Here is an 18,809-nt window from a genome sequence, read left to right as displayed (position 1 = left end):
TTGGTCGCGTGCACTTCGCTTTGTACACCCAGGCTATTATCGACGCTCATGCCAACTGTTCCGTTGGCGTGAGTGTCAGGATGCTGCCCTCAAAACCAGTTGGTGCTGCTTGTTTCTGAAAGGAGATTGCGATGACTGAGCTCGTAACATGCTTGTGGTTCGATCAAGGTAAAGCGCGCGAAGCGGCAGAGTTTTACGCCGCCCACTTTCCGGACAGCCATGTCGACGCGGGTCATGTCTCGCCCATACCGGGCATCGGACAAGGCGCGGAGTTGATGGTCGACTTCACTGTGCTCGGCCAGCGCTTTCTTGGCCTGAACGGCGGCTCCAATTTCAAGCCGAACGAGGCGGTCAGTTTCATGATCTACACGGATAGCCAGGAAGAGACCGACCGGTATTGGAATGCCATTGTCGACAATGGCGGAGAGGAAGCGCCTTGCGGTTGGTGCAAGGACCGCTGGGGCTTTTCGTGGCAAATCACGCCGAGGCGGCTAATCGAGCTTGTCGGCGGCAGTGATCGTGATGCGGGACGGCGTGCGATGGAAGAGATGATGAAAATGAAGAAGATCGATATCGCTGCCATAGAGCGCGCAGCGGCAGCTCGAGAATGAACGCGCATCCTTCCAGGCTACGGGCCCGTCACGCGCGCATCAAGGCGCGTCTCGTGTTCAAATGCAGTTTTCATGGAGACACGCATGGTTGCTGACGATCGACAAAAGGGTAGCGGTAATGGTGGCCCGGCCAAACCTGGGCCGGCCAGACGCTACGCGGTGCGAGACTTCTTTCGCAAACCCGACAAGCATTCGTTCACGATCGCTCCCGATGGAAAGCATCTGTCCTTTCTTGCGCGACACGCCGGTCGCCAGAATGTATTCGTGCAGGGCATCGATGCTGAAGGCAATCCCATAGGCGAGCCGCGTCCGTTGACCAGCGAGACAGAACGGGACGTGCCCGGCCACGCATGGAAAGGCAACGACCACATTCTGTTCGTCAAGGATTTTGGCGGGGACGAGAACTTCCACGTGCTGTCGGTGCCGATCGACGGTGGCGAGCCGCGCGATCTGACGCCGTTCGATGGCGTCAAGGCCGACATTGTCGATGACCTGAGGGATGACGACCGGCACGTGCTGATCCAGATGAATCGTCGCGATCCGCAGGTCTTCGATGTTTTTCGTGTTGACGTCATAACAGGCGATTTGACACCGATCGCCGAGAATCCCGGCAACGTCATGGGTTGGCTAACTGACCACCAGGGGCGGTTGCGCGCCGCGATCGCATCCGATGGTGTCAACCAGACGCTGCTTTACCGTGACACCGAGGCAGAGGCTTTCCGGGCCATTCTGACGACGGACTTTCGCGAGACTGTCGCACCGCTGTTCTTTACCTTCGACGACAAACGCTTATACGTGTTGTCGAATCGGGGGCGCGACAAAGCCGCATTTTTCGAGTTCGATCCGCAGACGGGTGAAGAGGGTGCGTTGCTGTTCGAAACCGCGCATGTCGATGTGGGCGATCTCGCGTATTCAGAACATCGGCGCGTGCTGACAGCTGCGTCATACATCGACGATCGGGTTCATCGTCACTTTTTCGACGACTGGGCGCGAGACGTCATGGCCGATCTTGAGCGGCAATTGCCGGATCAGGAAATTAACATCGCGAGTATCACGCGCGACGAGTCGCGCGCGATCGTGCGTACCACAAGCGATCGGTCGGCGGGCTCCGTGTGGATCTACGACGTCGCGCGTCGACAGCTAGCCAGGCTTGCGGACATGATGCCGTGGCTCGATCCAGCCGATATGGTCCCGATGTCGCCGATCCGCTTCACGGCACGCGACGGCCTTCCACTCAGTGGATATCTGACGTTGCCCGCGGGATTCGAGCTGGGGCAGGATGTCGCCGAGCGCTTGCCGCTGGTCGTCAATCCGCACGGCGGTCCCTGGGCGAGAGACATGTGGGGCTTCAATGCCGAAGCGCAACTGCTTGCGAATCGCGGCTATGCGGTGCTGCAGATCAATTTCCGCGGTTCCACGGGATACGGACGCGCTTTCTGGGAGGCCAGTTTCGGGCAATGGGGCCGGGCGATGCAGAACGATATCGACGACGGCGTCGATTGGCTCGTGTCACAAGGGATCGTCGATCCGGCGCGAATCGCGATCTACGGGGGCAGTTACGGTGGCTATGCGACGCTGGCGGGCGTCGCGTTTACGCCGGACCGATATGTGGCGGCCGTCGATTATGTCGGGGTATCGAATCTCTTCACGTTTCTCGAATCGATGCCTCCGTACTGGAAGCCGATGCTCGATATGTTGTACGAGATGATCGGCGACCCGCGGACTGAAGAGGGCAAGCAGGCACTGCACGATGCGTCGCCGCTGTTCTTCGTGGACCGGATCGTGACGCCGCTTCTTGTTGCGCAAGGCGCCAACGATCCGCGAGTCAAACAGGCCGAGAGCGATCAGATCGTCGACGCATTGCGGGCCCGTGGTGTGGATGTCAAATACATCCTCAAGGAAAACGAAGGGCACGGTTTTCACAACGAAGAGAACATGTTCGAGTTCTATGAGGCGATGGACATGTTCCTTGCCGAGTATCTGGGCGGAGCCGCGAAGAAGTGAGCGGATCTGCAGCGGGACAACCACGGCGTCGCCTCAGCACCGAGGCGCGCGAACAGCAGATCGTGGAAGGCGCGGTGCAGTTCTTCTCCGAGCAGGGACTGGGAGGGCAAATGCGCGACCTCGCCAAAGAGATCGGCATCACGCATCCTCTTCTTTACCATTACTTCCCGACCAAGCAGGCGTTAATCGAACGGGTCTATGAGGAAGTTTATCTAGGCAGATGGAAGCGCGAATGGGAGCAGTGGGTGGTCGACGCCGAGGTGCCGCTGGAGCAACGCCTGACGCGTTTCTATATCGACTATGCCCGCACCATCCTGACGCGCGACTGGGTCCGCATCCTGCTGCTGTCGGGCATGAATGACAGCTACATCCCCAGGAAGTATCTGGCCTTGCTCAAGCGTCGACTGTTCCCGCTCATCATTCGCGAGACGCGCGTCCATCTCGGCCGTCCCTCCTCTCGAAAGCTCGACGATGCCGAACTCGAGCATCTGTGGGGACTGCACGGCGGCATCTTCTATATTGGCATTCGCGTGTTTATCTATGGGCAGCCTTTTCCGCGGAACCTGAACCGGACCATCGGCGATCGTGTGCATGCGTTCATGAAAGGCGCCGGCGACATTTTCATTACCTAGAAGCGCTTACCGTCCCCAGTGCGATCAATATTTTTTCGGGCGTAATCGGATGGGACGTAAGCCGGGCATTGAACGGCGCGAGTGCATCGTTTATCGCGTTCATGACGGCCGCTGGTGCGCCCGCCGTGCCCGCTTCTCCCGCTCCCTTGGCGCCAAGCTGTGACGTTGCCGTAGGCGTTTCGATGTGCGCGACCTCGATGTCGGGCATCTCGGCAGCCATGGGGACCAGATAGTCGGCCATGTTGCCGTTGCGAAGCGAACCGCCCGCGTCGTAAAGACATTCCTCGAACAGCACGCCGCCAATTCCCTGCACCACGGCACCGCGAATCTGCTCGTCCGCCAGCATCGGATTGAGCACTCTGCCGCAGTCTTCCACTACCCAGTGCTTGAGCAGTTTGACCATGCCGGTTTCCACGTCCACTTCGACATGCGATACGTGCACGCCGTTAGTGAACACAAAGGGATAGTCGCGCTGGGCGTAGTGCCGCGTCGCTGACAGTTCCGGATGAATGCCGGGCGGCAGGGTGTCCGGGCGGAAGTATGCCTGGGTAGCGAGGTCGGCGAGGCGCGCAACGGTTTCGCCCGTCGCGGTGTCCACGACAGCGCCGTCTGCCAACGTGAGGCCGGTGCGCTCGCGCTGATGGAGGCGGGCCGCAAAGTCGATCACCTGTGCGCAGAGTGCGATCGAAGCCTGCAGCACCGCTTCACCGCCGATGCCCGCGCCTCGGGAGGCCCAGGTGCCACCGCCATAGGGCGTGACGCCAGTATCGCCGGTGACGACCCGGACGGACCCGATGGGCATCGAGAGCGTATCCGCCGCGATCTGCGCGAAGATGGTTTCCGTACCCTGGCCCTGTTCGCCCACACTGACCAGCACGCTAATTCCGCCCCCCGCATCCAGCCGTACCGTGGCTCCGTCCTGCGCGGCAATCCGTGCTCCGCCTACGCCGTAGAAAGCCGCGCCAGGGTTAGTTAGTTCCACCATGCTGGCGATGCCGATACCCCGGTATACGCCTTGCGAACGCAGCGTGTGCTGTTCCTCGCGAAGCCGCCCGTAATCGATCATCTCCTCGATCTCATCCAGACATGCCTCGTGTGACAGACCCTCGAGCTTGATGCCCGAAGCGGCGGTGCGCGGATAGCTGTCGTCGCGCATGACGTTCATGCGCCGCAATGCCAGCGGATCGATACCGAGCCGCTGGGCCGCAAGATCGACGATGCCTTCGGTCACCGCACACGCGATGGGGTGGCCGACCCCGCGGTACTGGCTCATCGGCGACTTGTTCTGAAAGACGACGCGCAGGACCGCACGGTAATGTTCGTGCTGATACGGCCCGCCGGTGATATTGAGCACCTGGTTTCCCTCGATGCCGCTAGTCCTGGGATACACGGAGTAGGGCCCGACACCGCTCAGATCGTCGATTTCGAAGCCGACAATGCGCCCGTCGGCCATCGCGGCGAGCCGCGCGTGAACGCGATGCTCGCGCGCATGGATGTCGCTGGCGAAGGACTCCAACCGGTCCGCAACGAACTTGACGGGCCGCTTCAGGATTTTGGCTAATGCCACTGTCGCAAAGTCGTCGGGATAGGAATGGACCTTGATGCCGAAAGAACCTCCCACGTCCTTGCAGATAACGCGCACCGATCCCTCCGGCAAATCCAGGTGCCGGGAGTAAAGATCCTGCATCATGTGCGGTGCCTGGTGCGAGTGATATACGGTCAGGGTGTTGTCCGCGGCATTGAAGTCCGCGAGCACCGAACGCGTTTCCATCGTGACGCCGGTATGACGGCCGAAATGGTAGGTCTCCTCGACAACCAGGTCTGCGCTCGCGAAGGCCGCGCTCACATTGCCCGTGTCGATGGTGCGGCTGAAGCAGAGATTGTCGCCAAGCTCCGGATGAATCACGGGAGCATCGGCGTCGAGGGCGTGCTCCATGTCTGCCACGACCGGCAGCTCCTCCCATTCCACCTGCAGGTACGGCATGGCATCTTCCGCTTCACGGCGCGATTCGGCCACCACCGCATAGACCGGCTCGCCTTGCCAGCAAAGATGGCCCGGTGCGAGCGGGTACTGGACCGCCGACTTCATCCCCGCGAGGTGCGACAACGTGGCCACCCACGGCTTGCATACGCCTTCCAGATCGCTCGCCTGATAGATGCCGATGATGCCCGGCATCATGCGCGCGAAGCTGCTATCGAAGGCGGTGATACGCGCATGAGCGACGGGGCTGCGCCAGTAGACCACATGCGCCATGCGCGGCAGCGCGATGTCGTCCACGTAGGTGCCGCGTCCCTGCAGCAGCCGGCGTGCATTCGGCCGGGCGACTGCGCTGCCGATATAGCGACGCTCATCGAGCCCGATGTCGTTCTGCTGGCGTTTTCTCAGCATGATGGCACCTGTGCCGCGTTGCGCTGCAGGCGTGCTTCGAGAACGTCCGCGATGGCGTCGACGATTGCCTGGTATCCCGTACAGCGGCAGTAATTTCCGGACATGAATTTGCGGATCTCGTCGCGATTGGCGTGCGGTCTCTGTTCGATCAGTTCGGCCGCGGCGATCAGCATGCCCGCTGTGCAGAAGCCGCACTGCAAGGCATTTCTCGCGTGGAACGCGGCCTGTAGCTCGGCGAGGTCACCGCGGTCGCTGGCGCCTTCGATTGTTTCGACGCGCGCGTTCTGCGCCTGTACCGCGAGCAGGAGACAACCGCGCACCATCCTGCCGTCGAGCCGGACCGTGCAGGCCCCGCATACACCATGCTCGCAGCCGACCCGCGCGCCTTTGATCTGCAGCGAGTCCCTGAGAAAGTCGATCAGGTGCGTACGCGGTTCGACCTCGCAGCTAACCGCGCGACCGTTCACTTCAAGCCGGATAGTCATGCGCTCAGGCATGTTGGTCTCCTTCGTGCCGAACTTCGATGCGGGCCTCGGCGAACTTGTGCAGCAGGCGTTTCAGGACCACGCGGGACAAATGCAGCTTGGTTTGCGCGGAGTGGTAGAGATCGGCGGCCGGATCGATGTCGAGCGCGTCGGCGAATTGCGCAGCCGTGTCGCGGGTCAAAGCGGTCGTTTCCAGTAAAGCCTCCACGGCATGGGCTCTTTCGGGGACATTGCCAGTGCCCAGAAAGACCACCCGTGGATTTTCAATCAGCCCGTTGGCCGTCATGCTACCCGTGACCGCTGCGCCGACGATGGCGTAATCGCCATGACGCCGGACCAGTTCGTCAAACTGATGATTCGATGCCGCAGTCGCCACTGGCACTTCGCAGGCAAGGATGACCTCGCCTGGCTGCAAGGCGGTGGTGTACAGGTCGAGGAAGAAGTCGTCGGCGTGGATCCGCCGCTCGCCAGTGGCGCCGGAAACGATCACCCAGCCACGCAGCGCGACCAGACAGGTGGGCCACTCGGCGGCGGGGTCAGCGAATGCGATCGAACCGCCGAACGTCCCGAGGTTGCGGATCGCCCGGTGAGCAACGTGCGGCGCAACTTCCGAGAGCAGCGGCGCGTGGCGCCGCACGAGATCCGAGTCTTCGATTTGTGCATGAGTGACAAGCGCGCCGATCCGCAAGAGATCGCCGGAAACGCTGATGCCGCGCAGTGCGTCGAGGGCGCCGATATCGATCAATAGCTGAGGTTCGGACAAGCGCATGTTGAGCGTTGCCAGCAGCGTCTGCCCACCGGCAATGATCCGGGCCTCATCGCCGTACTCTTCGAGCAGTGCAAAAACCTGGGCTATTTCCCGAGGGCGTACATAGTCAAACGCGGCTGCTTTCATGAGCGAGTCTGCCTTTACGCAAGATGCGTCAGGAGAAGCGTTGTGAGCACACCGAGCGCAAACCATCCGGCCCGCGCCAGTTCGGGCGCGAATCGCCCTTCAGGCCATAGCGACGACGGCGAGGTGTTGGGCCGGCGTTCCGGCGAGGGGGGCGCGTTCGTCGGGCGAGCCGCGGCTTCGGCGACAAGCGGGGCATCATCGGCAATCGCGCCTCCGTTGAGTTGCCGTTGCAGGCCGGCGAAGAACTCGTCGGCCATTTTTTTCGCGGACGAATCGATCAGCCGCCCGCCGATCTGTCCCAGCTTCCCGCCGACGGACGCTGCCACCGAGTAGGTCAGCCGCGTGCCACCGGCCTCATCCGACAACTCGACGTTCGAAGAGCCCTTGGCCGACCCCGCGCCACCGCCCACGCCTTCGAACGAAAGCTTGCAATGCCTGGCCGGATCGACGTCGGACATGAACATCTTGCCGGTAAACCTGGCGCGCACCGGACCCAGCTTGACCAGGATCCGCACGTGCGTTTCTTCATCCGAAACCCGGGCGACGTCCTCGCATCCGGGGATGCAGCGCTGCAGGACCGCCGGGTCGAGAAGCGCTTCCCATACGGCGCTTCTCGGCGCCGCCATCAACTGGTTGCCGGACAATTCCATCTGCCGCCTCCTGATATAAACCCCAATTTCATGCGCTATTCTGCGCCTTATTAACCGGTTGGTAAATATGGGAGTGTTTTTAGACGCGCTGCCGGATCATGTGAAATCGCAGCGCGACGCCCGTTTAACGGGGGATTTGATGGGGTCGGGATGGCCCAAACGAGGGCAGTGGGGATGCCAGGTGCGCGGTTCCGGCGCCGGTAGTACGCGCCGGGTCGAGATTGCCGACCTTGAAGCCCGCCACAGCGTGACGCAGTTCCTGAGCCTGATCGGCCATCGACTGCGCCGCCGCCGAGGCCTCTTCGACGAGCGCAGCGTTCTGCTGGGTTACCTGGTCCATTTGCGTGACCGCCCGGTTGACCTGCTCGATGCCAGTGCTCTGTTCTTGCGATGCCGAGGAGATTGCGCTCATGATCTCGGTCACGCGCTTCACGGCATGGACGATTTCTTCGATCGTATTGCCGGCCTCTTCGACCAGCCTGGCGCCGGCTTGTACCCGATCCACTGACTCGCCGATAAGCGCCTTGATTTCCTTGGCGGCGGTCGCGCTGCGTTGCGCGAGATTGCGTACCTCGCTGGCAACCACGGCGAAGCCGCGGCCTTGCTCGCCGGCTCGCGCTGCCTCGACCGCCGCGTTGAGCGCGAGTATGTTGGTCTGGAACGCGATGCCTTCGATGACGTTGATAATGTCGGCCACTCTGGCGGAACTGCTGGAGATCCCGTGCATCGTCTCGACGACGCGTCCCACGACTGCCCCGCCACGCTGCGCGGTATCAGAGGCGCTATTGGCCAGCGCGCTCGCTTGCAGGGCGTTTTCCGTGTTGTGATGAACCGTGCTCGTCAGTTCTTCCATACTCGTGGCAGTTTCCTGGAGCGACGCGGCCTGTTCTTCGGTCCGCTGCGAGAGGTCGAGGTTGCCTGCCGCTATCTGCTGCGAGGCTGTGGCAATCGAGTCGGCAGAATTTTTAATCGTGCCGATGGTTCGCGTGAGGTGGTCCTGCATGAGTTTCATTGAAAACAGCATGCTCGAGCGGTCACCCGGCGCGGTATCGACTACCGCGGTCAGATCGTTATTGGCAATCCGGTTGGCGATTTCAGCGGCGTAGGACGGCTCGCCACCCAGGCTGCGCCGCACGTTACGGCTGATGAGCAGCATCGCCGCCGAGACCAGCGCGCCGATTGTGAGAACGATCAGCAGGTATTGCAGCAACATGGCATGAAACAGGTCGTCGATGTCGTTCAGATAGAGACCCGATTCGATATACCAGTCCCATGGTTTGAACCGCTTGACGAAGGTGAGCTTATTCGCGGCGACGTAGCCTGAGGCCTTCTGGATACGCCCCAGATACTCGACGTAGCCTTGACCATGCGCCTGCGCCGTCTGCACCATATTGACGAATACCAGCGTGCCGTTCGGTCCCTTGAACGCGCTGACATCCTTGTTGCGTAAATCAGGCAGGGTGGGATGCATGAGCACGACGGGACGCGAGTCGGTGACCATCACGAATCCGTCCTTGCCGTAACGCATCGACTGCAGGCGGGCCAGCGCCTGCTTCTTTGCCTCTTCCTCACTGATTGCATGCGTCGCCGCCTGAGCGGCGAGATCGTCGACTACACCGGTTGCTGCTTCAACGATGTTCTCGATGGCGCTCTTGCGATCGTCGAGCATCCTATGGCGCGATTCCCACGCCGTGGAGCAGGCTAGCAACAGTAGCCCGATCCACATGATGACGAGGACCGACCATAGTTTCGCATTCAGGCTCAGGCGGCTCATGGGTGTCTCCTGCACAGCGACCTGTGGAAAGGAACTTCTTTTTGTTAGCAGCGTCTTGCGCGCGCCGTCACGACAATCAAGCCGGTCTCGTACCCAACGTTCAGACCTGATCCGGCGAGGCGTGCACGAGGCGGTGTACCGCTTCTACGACGGCTTCCGGGCTTGCCTGATTGAGGCCGGCGATATCCAGCGCGCTACCGTGCGCCACCGAGGAAAACAGGATGGGCGTGCCGATCGTCATGCCTGCCGTCCGGTTGGTAGCCAGCAGCTTGGCGGCGATATGCCCTTGATCGTGGTACATCACGATGAACGCGTCGTAGCCGGACTTCTTGAACATCGTATCGGCGCCGAACGGACCGTCGACATCGATGCCGCGCTCGCGTGCCGCTTTCAGCGCGGGCTCGATGATGCGAGCCTCATCGTCGCCAAACATGCCGCTTTCGCTGGCGTGCGGATTAAGACCCGCGACAGCGATCCGCACGGGCTTGCCGTGGCGCGCGAGCACCGCATGCGTCGCCGTGATCACGCTCAGGACGCGTGCTTCGGTAATCAGATCCAGGGCATGGCGCAGACTCACGTGCAGCGTCGTATGCACGATGCGCGTGGAATCGAAGCACAACATCAGATAGGCATCGTCGACGGGCGTGCCCGTGCAACGCGCGACAAACGACGGATAACCGTCGAACTCGATGCCCGCCTCCTTGATGGCGTACTCGGTCTGCGGGCAGGCGACCACGGCGCGAACGTCGCCCGCCATGGCCACTTCGATGGCGACGCGTGCCGACTCGATAGCCGAGCGTCCATGCGCCGCCGCGATCTTGCCGACACGCAGCGGTTCGGCCGAGAAGTGGTCGAGCGCCATGAGCGTGACATCCGAGGGACCGGTAATCGCCGGCTGCTTCGCCGACTGAACCGAATGAATGTGAGCATCGATCTGGCTGGCCTTCGCGTGATAGGCCAGTGCCTGAGCATCGCCCACGAGGATCGGTTCGCAGATTTCCAGAACGCGTGGGTCAAGCGCCGCTTTGAGCGCGATTTCCGGGCCAATCCCGGCGGGGTCGCCTAGTGCGATGGCAATTTTGGGGCGGCTCATTTACTCGGACTCCACCAGTTCGATTCCAACCTCATCGTTTTCCACATAGGTCTTGTACGTCTTTAGCGGGATCATGCATGGCGGCGCCACTACTTCACCCGTGCGGATATTGAAGGCGCCATTGTGGAAGTCGCATTCCACGACTTCCCCATCGATACACCCCTCCGACAGTGAACCTGGGCCATGTGTACAGGCGTCGTCCGTGACCAGATAGTCACCGGCGACATTGAACACGGCGAGCGTCAGGCCTTGCTTCTCGATCTTGATGGCCTTCCCGGAACTGACATCTGAAACTTTACAAAGCCCCATGCGGGTACACGACTGCGGCATCGGAAATCTCCGTTTGACAAAGGATTCGAGCGGATGATAACTTTGTTCTATTGAAAAGAACACTGTTCCTACATATGGAACAATTGAAATTTGAGGTCCTACTGGCACGGCGCCGGACGGAAGAATTGCTATCAAGAACGCAAGGGCAAAACATGTTGAGGAAAGAACAAAACGATCTGCTGACGCAAACGGGTAATGGCACGCCGATGGGCGAGTTGTTCCGCCGTTACTGGTTGCCGGCGCTGCTGGCCGAGGAAGTTGCGGAAGCGGGTGGGGCGCCGGTCAAACTGCAGTTGCTGTCGGAGCGGATGCTGGCGTTTCGCGATTCCGAAGGACGTCTCGGCCTGATCGACGAGTTCTGTGCGCACCGTGGCGTATCACTCTGGTTTGGGCGTAACGAAGAGGGCGGCATTCGCTGTCCGTACCACGGCTGGAAGTACGACGTGAACGGCCAGTGTATGGAAGTACCGTCGGAGCCGGCTGAAAGCGGCTTTTGCAACCGCATCAAACTCAAGTCGTATCCGCTGATCGAGCGCGGCGGCATTGTCTGGGTGTATATGGGTCCGCCGGAAGATCAGCCGCCCCCGCCGGAATTCGAGTTTGCGACGTTGCCGCTCGGTCGCAGCTTCATTACCAAGCGCTTTCAGGAAACCAACTGGCTGCAGGCGCTCGAAGGCGGCGTCGACTCGAGCCACGTCTCGTTTCTGCACAGCGCCAGCCTGCATCACGACCCCTTGTTTAAAGGGGCAAAAGGTAATCAGTACAACCTCAGCGACCTAAGCCCGGTGTTCGAAGTGGTCGACACGGAGGGTGGCCTTTTCATCGGTGCGCGCCGCAATGCGGAGAACGAGCAGTACTACTGGCGCATCACGCCGTGGGTGATGCCCTGCTTCACACTGGTGCCGCCGCGCGGCGACCATCCGGTGCACGGGCATTTCTGGGTGCCGATCGACGACGAGCATTGCTGGGCCTGGAGCTTCGATTACCACCCTACACGCGACCTGACGCAGGGGGAAATCCAGGCAATGAAGGAAGGCCACGGCATTCACGTCAAATACGTGCCGGGTACCTATCGTCCGCTGCAGAACAAGGACAACGATTACTTGATGGACCGCGCGGCGCAGAAGGCGGGTCATACATACAGTGGTGTGGAAGGCATCGGCATGCAGGATGCGTCGCTGCAGGAAAGCATGGGAGCGATCCAGGACCGCACCCGAGAAAACCTCGTATCGACCGACAACGGCATCATCATGGTTCGCAACCGCTTGATGAAAGCCGCCCGTGCCCTGGCCGAACAAGGGCAATTGCCGCCGGGCCGTGACGCCGCGGCGCAGAGCATCCGTTCGGTTGCCACGGTGCTCGCACGCGATGTTCCGTTCAAGGAAGGCGCGAAAGACGCACTGCGCGCCGAACCGGGCAAGTCCCATACCACGGTCTGATTCCGGAAAACGGCAAAAGCGTCCACCGATGCAAACAGGCGAATCCGAATCCAGGCGCGCTCAGGCGCGATCCTCTTCCTCCGGCTGGCCGGAAGCGCGCTTCCGGATACGGGCAGCGAATGCGTCGCCCCGCACGGCTCGGGTAATCTTCCTGAACGGGGCAGACCCGGAGATGGCCTTGTGCCGCTCGCGGGCGCCGTCGGCGCATGTGCGAGTCTCGGGGCCGGCGGAGCTTCATGCGTTCGCCGAGCCTGGCTCCGGCTCCGGCTCGACAGCGGCCGAGCGCCTCGCGCAGTGGGCGGGTCCGGTGGACCTTGTCCTCATCGTCGGCGACGAGGGGGATGATCCGGCCGCAGGTGTGCTGGCCGCGCGTGCTTACCGCGGCCGGTCTGTCACGATCTCAGGGCTGATCCGCCGGCGTCCCGGTACCGCGTCGACAGACTCGCGGACCTCGGACACGTTGCGGCCTTTGTGTACGACGATGATGCTGGTGAACGACACCGGCTATCTCGACGATTTGCTGGACGCACTGGGCGTCGGCGAATAATTGTGGAGTGAGACTTGAACAGTAAAGAATTGAATCGATGGTGGACCGTCGTAGGCGGCGCCATCTGCCTCTCGGTGGGCGCCGGGGTGATATCGGCGTTCATGTTTGGCACCTTCATCCGTGCCATCGCCGCACAGAATCACTGGGGACGATCGGAGGTATCGCTCGGCCTGACCATTTTCGAATTCGCGATGGGGCCGGGCACGATCGTGCTCGGCTCGCTGGTCGACCGCTGGGGTGTGCGCAAACCCACGCTGCTGTTCCTGACGTTGTTCGCACTTTCGATCGCGCTCGTCAGTGTGATGCCGCCATCGGTGCCGCTGTTCTGCCTCGCGTTCGTGCTGGTCGGTTTCTTCGCGCCCGGCAGCAATGCATTGCCTTACGCGAAGGTCGTCTGCGCGCGTTTTGACCGTCATCGCGGCCTTGCTCTCGGCTTGACGGTCGGCGGCACTGCAGTGGGCGGCGCGCTGATGCCGCAGTACGCAGGCTATCTGCTGCGAAATTTCGGCTGGCGTGTCGGCTATCTCGGCGTCGCGGTTGCGGTTGCCGCGTTCTCTCTACCCGCGCTGTACTTTCTCGTGAAGATGCCCCGTGATTCGCAGCTCACGCCGCGTACCCGAAAGAACAATGCGGACCTGCCGAAGCTTTCGCAGATCGCGCGGACCAGCCGCAGCTTCCGTCAGCTGGGCCTGGCCATCTTCTGCATGTCGGGGGTGATGCTCGCGCTGCTATCGCAACTGGTGCCGATGATGATGGACCGCGGCGCGACGATCCGTGTCGCAACCAGCATGCTATCGATCGCTGGCCTGTCGTCCGCGGTCGGGCGTTTGCTGGCCGGGTATCTGATGGACCGCGTGCATGCGCCGTATGTGGCTGCGGTGTCGTTCTCGATCACCATGATCGGTGTGCTGATTCTGGCGAACGGCGCTACGGGGACTTCGGCGATGGTGGCGGCCGGTTTGATCGGCGTGAGCATCGGTGCCGAAGCCGACATCATCACCTTCATCGTCAGCCGCTATTTCGACCTGAGACTGTTTGGGCGCGTCTGCGGCGGTATCTGGGCCTGCTGGGGATGGGGCGCCGGCATCATGATCTTCCTGACTGGTCTGTGCTACGACCTGCTGCATTCGTACCACGTCGCGCTGTGGGCTTTTGTCGGGCTGACTGCCGTATCGATCGTGTCTATTTGCCGCCTCGGGCCGTACGTTTATCCCGAGCGGCGGGACGTCTACGCGGCGTATGCACCTGTACCTAATGACGATGCGGGGGTTCAGGAACCCGTGCGCTAGGCAGAACAGAAGAGCAGTACAGATGTTCGCGCGGCACGGTGAATTCTCTCCGTGCCGCGCGTTTTGCTACATACGCGTCAGATCTTAGATCTTGAACGACTCGAACGTCTCGGGTGCGAACAGGTCTTCCGGCGTCAGGAGTTTCCTGGAAAGACCTTGCTCGTACGAATAGCGCAGGAACACTTCCAGATTCGCGCGATTCTTCTGCAAGCCGTACGGCCAGAAGTCGTCGCCCATCTCTTTGCGGACTTCCTCGACGTGCGAGTTCAGCCACGGCAGCATCGCCTTTAGCGCAGCAGTCTCGTTGAGATCTTCGTAGGTTCGGCGTTGCGATTCTACGAGCGCCTTGTAAAGCGATTGTGCGACCCAGCGGTTCGCCTCGTAAATCTCGCGGCGCACGACGACCGTGTGCATGATCGGGAAGAGCCCCGTTTCCTTGAAGTACTCGCGCTCGACATCGACGTAATTTTCGAACAGCCGCGTCACCTTGCCGTCGCCCTTCCGGTACGAAGAGGGCATACGCGCTGTGTAGAGCGCGTCGATTTCGCCGTCGTAGAGCATTTGCGACAAGGTCTTGTCCGGGCCGATCCGTTCCACGCGGATGTTGTCCGGCAAGTCGAGCTTGAGCTTTTCCGAGCGGTTCGGTTCTTCTTCGCCACCGGTGAAGTAGGTGACGCTGTCGACCGGCACGCCGTAATGGTCGGACAGGATGCCACGAATCCAGACCGGCGCCGTCATCTGGTATTCAGGGTTGCCGATGCGCTTTCCAATCAGGTCCTTAGGACTCTTGATGCCAGAGTTCGCGTTGACGTAGATGCATGAGTGCCGGAAAAAGCGCGAGGGAAACACCGGGATGGCAATGAACGGCTGCGGATCCTTGAAGCACGACATGGTGTACGACGACAGCGACATTTCCGCCGCATCGAATTCACGGTTGCGCAGCATCCGGAAGAAGGTCTCTTCGACCGGCATGTTCAGATAGTTCAGATCGATGCCGTCGGGTTGGACAGATCCGTCCATCAGCCCGCGAGTGCGGTCGTAGTTCCAGCAGCCGAAGGTGAGTTTAAGCTTTGACACGTGGTCGCTCCTGAGGCCTGCGCAGCGCGCGCGACCGACGGCGCGCGTCGCCGTTGCGCAGTGGGTTCAATAAAACTGATCGAAATGCACGCGATCGAAGGAAATCTTCCGGGCAAGCAACATGCGCTGGATGGCTTCGCCCATTGCCGGCGGTCCTGCGAAATAGATCTCCATGTCGCGAAGGCTGTCGCCGAGCAATGTGTCGGCCAGTTCATGCACGAAGCCGGTGTAGCTGGTAGCAGCGTCAGCAACGCCTGGTTCGGGCGTCGAGACCACCGCATGAAACTGGATTCGCTCGCCGAAACCGGGCAGAACTTCGAGCATGTCGCGGCCGCAGATGTCCTTGCTGGTGCGGGCGCCATACAGGAAGTGCAGTTTGGTGTCCTGAAGATTGGGGTCGAAAGCAAAACCACGGGCGATCGAAATCATCGGTGCAAGACCTGAACCGCCGGCAATGCACACAATGTCGCGCTGCGCATCACGCCGCAGATAGGCGCGGCCATAGGGGCCGTCGATCTCGATACGCATGCCGGGCTGCAAGCCCTCGAAGAGCGCGGCGGTACCTTTTCCGCCCGGTACGCGACGCACCTGGAACTGCAGGGTCAAGGCCGGCGCTTCAGCGACATTGCTCATCGAATACGCGCGCGCGCCGGTCACGCCGGGCAACGACAGCAGTGCGTACTGGCCGGGTTCGAACGGCAGCGGTTCGTCGAGCGAAAAGTGGAATTCGTGAATGTCGTGCGTAATGGGCCGGCTTTGCGTCAAGGTCGCCGCCACGCGGCGCGGCCGATGCACGGGCGCGTAGAGCGCCGAAGGCCTGACCTTGATCGTGCAGGCGGAGCCAGGCACCGACTGGCAGCCCAGAAAACGGCCGCGTTCGCGGTCCTTGTCGCTCCAGGCCGGTGCTTCGGCCCAGCGTTGCTGAAGCTCGCCGTCGACGAGCTGGAACTTGCAGTTGCCGCAGGCGCCCACATTGCATTCATAGGGAAAGGCAATGCCTGCGCGCAGCGCGGATCGGAGAATGGTGTCGTCGGGCGGGCAAGAAAATGTGACGTCGCCGCCTTCCAGGGTAATGCAATGAGTCAGTTCAGACATGGATCCACTATTCCCCTTCCGGGCAGGAAACAAGATTTATGGGCGCCGGTATCCCAGTCGGGTCGAGATACCTTCGGCGGCGTTGATCAATAGCGGAGTGAATCCGCGCAATGCTTTTTTGGTCAGACGTTGAGTCGGACCACCGACGCTGATGGCGGCTACAACCTGTCCGGTCAGATCGCGAACGGGCGCGGCAATGCCACGCATACCGGCTTCCGACTCTTCGTCGTCCATCGAAAAGCCTTCGACGCGAACCTGTTCGAGCACCTTGAGCAGGGCGGCCGAACTCGTATTGGTGTTCAGCGTGCGCGCCACGAGACCTTCCTTGATGACCCGGCCGACCACGTCGGGCGCGCTATGCGCGAGCAGGACGAGACCTTCGGACGTGCAGAAAGCGGGCTTGCGCACTCCGATGTATGACCGCACCCGGATGGCCTGATTGCTCTCGAGATTGAACAGATAAATGATGCTGGTGCCGTCGAGGATGGCGAGGTGAACAGTCTCATCGGTCTTCTCTCTCAATTCGTGAAGGAACGGCAGCGCCTGGGTGGACACGGTGAGGCGCCGGCGCACGAGCGCGCCGAGCGCGAACAGTTCGATCCCCAGCCGATAACGGCCATTCTCCAGGTTCTGCTCTAGCAGCCCCTCGGCAAGCAATGTCGTGGCAAGCCGGTGCGCGGTGCTCTTGGCGAGTTTCAGCCGCTTGGCGAGCGTGCTGATACCGATTTCCGGCTCTTCCTCCGAAAATGCCTTGAGCACGCGGACCGCCGCGGTGACCGATGACAGCCGCCCCTCTGCAGGACTTTCAACCGCCACTTCCTTCGGACGCGACGCCTCAGATGCATTCGTTGCCATAGACTTTACCTCAAAAGTTATTGAATGGAACATCGTTCCGCATACGAGAACATTGTGCAGTTTTTGACAGGATCTGTCCAGTAGCGGACGTGACTGCTCACGAAGACGAAAGTGTTGCGGCATGCCAAATGATATTCGCTCCACGGCGGCCTGGCGAATTGGCGAAAGGCCTCCCACAACCGCACGGCGCATGGCTCTGACTCGAAAATGGAAGTGCCGCTAGAAACGCTCTCAGGGCTTACCCTGGCTGAATATTTCTTGACACAGATCAATGGAGATTGCCAAATACCACCGCTCGCAAACAGGAACGACGTTCCGTATAAAGGAACGTCAGGCGAGCGGTGCGGAGCGATGCCGGCCGACGGGGACGGCGCGCGTCTAGCGTGGGTGGTGGCGGCGAGCGGTAGGGATGCCAGCTTGCGAACACCGTCTGACACAGGTTTGTTCGGCGCAGTTGCATCAAAAAAACACGAGGAGATAGCAGGATGCGAGCAGGACTGTTGGGGCTTTTCGCAGCACTGGGTTTGACCTTTACCGGTGCCGCGTATGCGCAAAGTAGTGTCACGCTGTTTGGCCTGATGGACAACGGCGTCAGCTATATCAGCAACGAGCACGGGCACGGCCTCGTCAAGGCCAATGACGGTGTGTTCACGCCGAACCTGTGGGGCATCAAGGGTATCGAGGATCTGGGCGGCGGACTCAGGGCGATCTTTCAGTTGACCGACCAGTTCTCGGTCAACACGGGCAGCATCACACCTGGTCAGCAACTGTTCTCGAAGACGTCGTATATCGGCTTGCAGGACGACCGCTACGGAACGTTCACGATGGGTAGCCAGTACGACTTCATGGCGATGTCGCTGTGGGCGTCGGGTATCGATACGGCCGACGACGGCGGCTTCTTCTTCGGCTTTCCGGCGGGCCCGTTCCAGCGTCTCGGCATTCCGAACAATCCCACTGGCGAACTCGACTGGGATCGCAGCGAGGGCACGGCGATCGCCAACACGGTCAAGTATCTGAGCCCGTCGTTGGGCGGTTTGACGGTCGGCGCCATGTATGGCTTCGGTAATGTGGCGGGGTCGGTCGGCACGGGCAATTCATCGAGCTTCGGGCTTGACTACCTGGTGGGCAATCTGAAGCTCGGTGCGGCCTATACCGATGTGAAGTATGTGGTCACGGGCGGCCCGCAGGTGAGCGTACGCAACTGGGGTGTGGGCGCCTTGTACACGTTCGACAACATCACGCTGCACGGACTGATCACGACCGTACACAACATGGGTAACGGTGCTGCCGCGGCTGAAATGTCAGGGGGCGTGCGCTGGCAATTCACACCGACCTGGATGTTGAGTGGCGAGTACATGTACCTGAAAGGCAATACGTTTCTCGACAACAATCACGCCAATCAGGTCGGCGCAACACTGTTCTATATCCTCTCGAAACGCACGACAGTCTACGTGAGTTCGATCTATCAGATCGCCAATGAAGGCGCTTCGGCGGAAATCAGCGGCATCACGGATACCGGTCCCGGTTCGAGCAGCAATAGCCAGACCGTGTTCCGCGTGGGTATTCACACGGTGTTCTGAGCGGTGGCTTGAAAAACCTCGCGCAACGCCTCTTTGGGTTGCGCGAGCTCGTCGCGTATTGCCC

Annotated in this window: 17 protein-coding genes; 7 read left to right on the top strand and 10 right to left on the bottom strand. The window is 61.1% G+C overall.

Annotated features, from left to right (window positions below):
• Positions 1 to 131: 131 nt before the first annotated feature.
• The 3 genes from P3T24_RS16030 (at position 132) to P3T24_RS16020 (ending at position 3,247) form a co-directional block, all read left to right on the top strand.
• On the top strand, positions 132 to 611 hold the full coding sequence (locus P3T24_RS16030; protein ID WP_429407779.1) for a VOC family protein: 480 nt from the start codon (positions 132 to 134) through the stop codon (positions 609 to 611).
• An 84-nt stretch (positions 612 to 695) separates the two neighbouring features.
• Entirely contained in the window at positions 696 to 2,615 is a 1,920-nt protein-coding gene (locus P3T24_RS16025) for a S9 family peptidase (RefSeq protein ID WP_429435968.1), read from the top strand.
• Complete coding sequence (locus tag P3T24_RS16020) at positions 2,612 to 3,247, top strand: TetR/AcrR family transcriptional regulator (RefSeq protein ID WP_429435965.1); 636 nt, start codon at positions 2,612 to 2,614, stop codon at positions 3,245 to 3,247. The genes P3T24_RS16025 and P3T24_RS16020 overlap by 4 nt, the downstream gene beginning before the upstream one ends.
• Here the strand turns inward: P3T24_RS16020 and P3T24_RS16015 are convergent.
• The 7 genes from P3T24_RS16015 to P3T24_RS15985 form a co-directional block, all read right to left on the bottom strand.
• Entirely contained in the window at positions 3,240 to 5,636 is a 2,397-nt protein-coding gene (locus P3T24_RS16015) for a xanthine dehydrogenase family protein molybdopterin-binding subunit (protein WP_429435963.1), read from the bottom strand. The genes P3T24_RS16020 and P3T24_RS16015 overlap by 8 nt on opposite strands.
• Positions 5,630 to 6,133 carry a (2Fe-2S)-binding protein gene (locus P3T24_RS16010; RefSeq protein ID WP_429435960.1) on the bottom strand — a complete coding sequence of 168 codons (504 nt, stop codon included), beginning with the start codon at positions 6,131 to 6,133 and terminating at the stop codon, positions 5,630 to 5,632. The genes P3T24_RS16015 and P3T24_RS16010 overlap by 7 nt, the downstream gene beginning before the upstream one ends.
• Positions 6,126 to 7,016 carry an FAD binding domain-containing protein gene (locus P3T24_RS16005; protein ID WP_429435958.1) on the bottom strand — a complete coding sequence of 297 codons (891 nt, stop codon included), beginning with the start codon at positions 7,014 to 7,016 and terminating at the stop codon, positions 6,126 to 6,128. Before P3T24_RS16005 ends, P3T24_RS16010 begins: the two co-directional genes overlap by 8 nt.
• Before the next feature lie 14 nt (positions 7,017 to 7,030).
• Positions 7,031 to 7,666: a CoxG family protein gene (locus P3T24_RS16000; RefSeq protein WP_429435955.1), complete on the bottom strand. Its 636-nt coding sequence runs from the start codon at positions 7,664 to 7,666 to the stop codon at positions 7,031 to 7,033.
• Between the two features lie 124 nt (positions 7,667 to 7,790).
• Positions 7,791 to 9,440, bottom strand: coding sequence for a methyl-accepting chemotaxis protein (locus P3T24_RS15995; RefSeq protein WP_429435952.1), 1,650 nt, complete (start codon positions 9,438 to 9,440; stop codon positions 7,791 to 7,793).
• 100 nt (positions 9,441 to 9,540) lie between these two features.
• The gene (locus P3T24_RS15990) at positions 9,541 to 10,533 is read right to left on the bottom strand and encodes a PdxA family dehydrogenase (protein WP_429435950.1); all 993 of its coding nucleotides are present in this window, start codon (positions 10,531 to 10,533) and stop codon (positions 9,541 to 9,543) included.
• Positions 10,534 to 10,863, bottom strand: coding sequence for a non-heme iron oxygenase ferredoxin subunit (locus P3T24_RS15985; protein WP_074265173.1), 330 nt, complete (start codon positions 10,861 to 10,863; stop codon positions 10,534 to 10,536).
• Positions 10,864 to 11,015: 152 nt separating this feature from the next.
• On the opposite strand from P3T24_RS15985, the gene P3T24_RS15980 reads away from it, so the two are divergent.
• From P3T24_RS15980 to P3T24_RS15970, 3 genes are read left to right on the top strand one after another with little or no spacing between them, the layout of a single operon-like run.
• Entirely contained in the window at positions 11,016 to 12,302 is a 1,287-nt protein-coding gene (locus P3T24_RS15980; RefSeq protein WP_074265172.1) for an aromatic ring-hydroxylating dioxygenase subunit alpha, read from the top strand.
• A gap of 28 nt (positions 12,303 to 12,330) precedes the next feature.
• The gene (locus P3T24_RS15975; RefSeq protein WP_429435948.1) at positions 12,331 to 12,849 is read left to right on the top strand and encodes a hypothetical protein; all 519 of its coding nucleotides are present in this window, start codon (positions 12,331 to 12,333) and stop codon (positions 12,847 to 12,849) included.
• 14 nt (positions 12,850 to 12,863) lie between these two features.
• On the top strand, positions 12,864 to 14,138 hold the full coding sequence (locus tag P3T24_RS15970; RefSeq protein ID WP_429435945.1) for an MFS transporter: 1,275 nt from the start codon (positions 12,864 to 12,866) through the stop codon (positions 14,136 to 14,138).
• 84 nt (positions 14,139 to 14,222) lie between these two features.
• Here the strand turns inward: P3T24_RS15970 and P3T24_RS15965 are convergent, their stop codons facing one another.
• The 3 genes from P3T24_RS15965 to P3T24_RS15955 all read right to left on the bottom strand — a co-directional run bounded on the left by P3T24_RS15965 (position 14,223) and on the right by P3T24_RS15955 (position 17,165).
• Positions 14,223 to 15,215, bottom strand: a complete 993-nt coding sequence (locus P3T24_RS15965; RefSeq protein ID WP_074265171.1) for a 4,5-dihydroxyphthalate decarboxylase — start codon at positions 15,213 to 15,215, stop codon at positions 14,223 to 14,225.
• A 66-nt stretch (positions 15,216 to 15,281) separates the two neighbouring features.
• Entirely contained in the window at positions 15,282 to 16,310 is a 1,029-nt protein-coding gene (locus tag P3T24_RS15960; RefSeq protein WP_429435942.1) for a 2Fe-2S iron-sulfur cluster-binding protein, read from the bottom strand.
• Between the two features lie 36 nt (positions 16,311 to 16,346).
• Positions 16,347 to 17,165 (bottom strand): IclR family transcriptional regulator, encoded by an 819-nt coding sequence (locus P3T24_RS15955; RefSeq protein ID WP_429435939.1) that lies wholly within the window; start codon positions 17,163 to 17,165, stop codon positions 16,347 to 16,349.
• 485 nt (positions 17,166 to 17,650) lie between these two features.
• Between P3T24_RS15955 and P3T24_RS15950 the strand changes: the two genes are divergently transcribed.
• On the top strand, positions 17,651 to 18,745 hold the full coding sequence (locus P3T24_RS15950) for a porin (RefSeq protein ID WP_074265168.1): 1,095 nt from the start codon (positions 17,651 to 17,653) through the stop codon (positions 18,743 to 18,745).
• Positions 18,746 to 18,809 lie beyond the last annotated feature (64 nt).

Source organism: Paraburkholderia sp. GAS33, assembly GCF_050436645.1.
Classification (GTDB): domain Bacteria; phylum Pseudomonadota; class Gammaproteobacteria; order Burkholderiales; family Burkholderiaceae; genus Paraburkholderia; species Paraburkholderia phenazinium_B.
Note: the sequence above shows the minus strand (reverse complement) of the source record. Positions and strands in the feature narration are given on the sequence as shown.

What these genes read in the sequence shown, in the direction of transcription:
- P3T24_RS15960 (WP_429435942.1), bottom strand. Translation starts at nt 16,310, where the DNA reads ATGTCTGAACTGACTCATTGCATTACCCTGGAAGGCGGCGACGTCACA.
- P3T24_RS15980 (WP_074265172.1), top strand. Translation starts at nt 11,016, where the DNA reads ATGTTGAGGAAAGAACAAAACGATCTGCTGACGCAAACGGGTAATGGC.
- P3T24_RS16010 (WP_429435960.1), bottom strand. Translation starts at nt 6,133, where the DNA reads ATGCCTGAGCGCATGACTATCCGGCTTGAAGTGAACGGTCGCGCGGTT.
- P3T24_RS15975 (WP_429435948.1), top strand. Translation starts at nt 12,331, where the DNA reads ATGCAAACAGGCGAATCCGAATCCAGGCGCGCTCAGGCGCGATCCTCT.
- P3T24_RS15985 (WP_074265173.1), bottom strand. Translation starts at nt 10,863, where the DNA reads ATGCCGCAGTCGTGTACCCGCATGGGGCTTTGTAAAGTTTCAGATGTC.
- P3T24_RS16000 (WP_429435955.1), bottom strand. Translation starts at nt 7,666, where the DNA reads ATGGAATTGTCCGGCAACCAGTTGATGGCGGCGCCGAGAAGCGCCGTA.
- P3T24_RS16015 (WP_429435963.1), bottom strand. Translation starts at nt 5,636, where the DNA reads ATGCTGAGAAAACGCCAGCAGAACGACATCGGGCTCGATGAGCGTCGC.
- P3T24_RS15950 (WP_074265168.1), top strand. Translation starts at nt 17,651, where the DNA reads ATGCGAGCAGGACTGTTGGGGCTTTTCGCAGCACTGGGTTTGACCTTT.
- P3T24_RS15990 (WP_429435950.1), bottom strand. Translation starts at nt 10,533, where the DNA reads ATGAGCCGCCCCAAAATTGCCATCGCACTAGGCGACCCCGCCGGGATT.
- P3T24_RS16030 (WP_429407779.1), top strand. Translation starts at nt 132, where the DNA reads ATGACTGAGCTCGTAACATGCTTGTGGTTCGATCAAGGTAAAGCGCGC.
- P3T24_RS15995 (WP_429435952.1), bottom strand. Translation starts at nt 9,440, where the DNA reads ATGAGCCGCCTGAGCCTGAATGCGAAACTATGGTCGGTCCTCGTCATC.
- P3T24_RS16005 (WP_429435958.1), bottom strand. Translation starts at nt 7,016, where the DNA reads ATGAAAGCAGCCGCGTTTGACTATGTACGCCCTCGGGAAATAGCCCAG.
- P3T24_RS15955 (WP_429435939.1), bottom strand. Translation starts at nt 17,165, where the DNA reads ATGGCAACGAATGCATCTGAGGCGTCGCGTCCGAAGGAAGTGGCGGTT.
- P3T24_RS16025 (WP_429435968.1), top strand. Translation starts at nt 696, where the DNA reads ATGGTTGCTGACGATCGACAAAAGGGTAGCGGTAATGGTGGCCCGGCC.